Genomic DNA, 2,500 nt, shown 5'->3' with positions numbered 1-2,500 from the left:
ACACCGGCCCCGGCACCAACTCCCCCACACCCCCCACCACCAGACACGCACCCGAGCACAGCGTCACCCAGATCTCGGCGCCGGCCGCGTCGAAGCCGATCGAGGCGAACTGCAGCACGCGGCTGTCGCCCGTCACCTCGAACCGCTCCGTCTGTGCCGCCACCAGGCTCCCGAGACCGGCGTGCGAGACCACCACACCCTTGGGCCGACCTGTCGATCCGGAGGTGTAGATGACATACGCCGCGTGTTCCGGGAGTACCGGGCCGCGGCGCTCCTTGTCGCCCGGGGCGCTGTCGTCCAGCTCTGCCAGAGCCTCGATCACCGGCGTCTCGTCCAGCACCACGACGTCGGTGTCCGGTGGCAGCGCAGCCAGGTGCGCGGACGTCGAGATCACGCTCGCGACGTCGGCGTCCGCGAGCATGAAGGCGATACGTTCCGCCGGTTGGCCGGGGTCCACAGGCAGATACGCGGCGCCCGCCTTCAGCACGCCCAGCATCGCCGCCACCAGATCCGCCGAGCGGTCCATCAGGATCGCGACGACCGACTCGGGTCCTACGCCCGTGCTGATCAGGTGCCGGCCCAACCGGTTGGCACGGGCGTCGAGTTCGGCGTACGAGAGTCCGGACTCGCCGTACTGCACGACGATCGCGTCCGGTGTCCGTGCCGCCTGCGCCTCGAACAGCTCCCGCACGGTCCCCCGGGGGATGTCCGCAGTGGTGTCGTTCCAGGTCACGAGCACCTGACGCCGCTCGGCCTCGTCGAGGACCGGCACTGCACTCAACCGCAGGCCCGGGTTGTCCGCCACCGTCTCAAAGACACGGACCAGCCGGCCCGCGATGCCCTCGGCCGACTCCCGGTCGAAGAGGTCGGCGGAGACGGTCAGCGCGCCACGCAGTCCGGCCGGCCGTCCGGACTCGTCGAACGTCTCCCTGATGCCGACGTGTACGTCCATGTCGAACTTCGCCACGGCGGGACCTGTAGTTGCAGCCGCACCTGCCAGGCCCTCCACCCGGGCACCGGGCAGGATCAGCGACCCCCGGCCGTGGTTCTGCACGGTGAGCATGACCTGGAACAGCGGATGGCGCGACAGGGATCGGGCCGGTGCCAGTTCCTCGACCAGGCGCTCGAAGGGGATGTCCTGGTATTCGAAGGCGCTGAGGCTCGACTCGCGCACCCGTGACAGCAGCTGCGTGAAGCTGGGGTCGCCGGTCAGATCGGTGCGTACGACCAGGGTGTTGACGAAGAACCCGATCAGGTCGTCCAGCGCCTCGTCGGTACGTCCGGCGATCACCGACCCGATGGATATGTCGAACCCTGCCCCCAGCCGCGACAGCACGACCGCCAGGGCGGACTGCACGACCATGAAAAAGGTCGCGCCCTCGGCCCTGGCCATCTCCGACAGCCGACGATGGGTCTCGGCGGGCACGGTGAAGTCGACCCGGTGCCCCTCATGGCTGGCCACCGTCGGGCGGGGCCGGTCGAAGGGCAGGTTCAGTTCCTCCGGAGCACCGGAGAGGGTCTGCCGCCAGTACGTCACCTGCTCGGCCAGCAGGCTGTCCGGGTCGTCCCCGTCGCCGAGCAGGTCACGCTGCCACAGCGCGTAGTCCGCGTACTGCACCGCCAGCGGCTCCCAGACCGGTGCGCGGCCCTCCCGCCGGGCCGCGTACGCCGCTGTGAGGTCGCGGCCCAGCGGCGCGGTGGACCAGCCGTCGCTGGCGATGTGGTGCATCACGATGAGCAGCACGTGCTCCTCGGGACCGGCGGCGAACAGCCAGGCCCTGACCGGCACTTCGCTCTCGAGGTCGAAGACATGTCCGGAGGCCTTCGCGACGGCCTCAGGCAGCTCCTCGGGAGTGACCTCGACGACCTCCAGCTCCCAGTCCAGGTCGTCAAGGCGCAGGATGCGCTGGTGCGGCTCGCCCTCCGACACCCCGAAGACCGTACGCAGAACCTCATGGCGGCCCAGTACGTCCCGCAGCGCCGCCGCGAGAGCCGTACGGTCGATCTCACCGAGCAGCCGCAGGCCGACCGGGATGTTGTACATCGCGGTCGTGCCCTCGAGCTGCGCGATGAACCACAGCCGGCGCTGTGCGAACGACATCGGGATCATCGGGACTCCTCCTGCTGACGCATCGGCCGCAACGTGGGCCGGGGCTTCTCGCGGCGGCCGCCGTGTTCGGCGAGCCAGGTGGCGAGTCCGGCGGGTGTGGGCGTCTCGAACAGCACCCGGATCGGTATTTCTTCGCCGAGTACGGTGCGCACCTTGCTCACCAGCCTGGTCGCCAGCAGGGAGTGACCGCCCCGGGCGAAGAAGTCGTCGTCGACGCCGACTTTGGGCAGTGCGAGGACCTCCGCGAAGGCCGCGCACAGACTCTTCTCGCGGGCGGTGGCCGGCTCCCGGCCCATGTCGGCACCGGCTCCGTAGTCGGGAGCCGGAAGAGCCTTGCGGTCCAGCTTTCCGTTCACCGTCATCGGCAGGGCGTCCAGCGGCACGACCGCC

Annotated in this window: 2 protein-coding genes; both read right to left on the bottom strand. The window is 70.0% G+C overall.

The genetic code is table 11. From position 1 onward, the window contains the following. Window positions 1-2,110 (bottom strand): condensation domain-containing protein (locus ACFVYN_RS41235; RefSeq protein WP_390008042.1); only part of this gene is annotated, 2,110 nt, incomplete at its 3' end. Beyond that, window positions 2,107-2,500: phosphopantetheine-binding protein (locus ACFVYN_RS41230; RefSeq protein WP_390008039.1), on the bottom strand; the 394-nt coding region annotated here is incomplete at its 5' end. The genes ACFVYN_RS41230 and ACFVYN_RS41235, both read right to left, overlap by 4 nt.

The sequence above is a fragment of the Streptomyces sp. NPDC058307 genome (assembly GCF_042880295.1).
Taxonomy (GTDB): Bacteria; Actinomycetota; Actinomycetes; order Streptomycetales; family Streptomycetaceae; genus Streptomyces.
The sequence above is the reverse complement of the archived record's forward strand: the minus strand, read 5'-3'. Positions and strand labels throughout refer to the sequence as shown.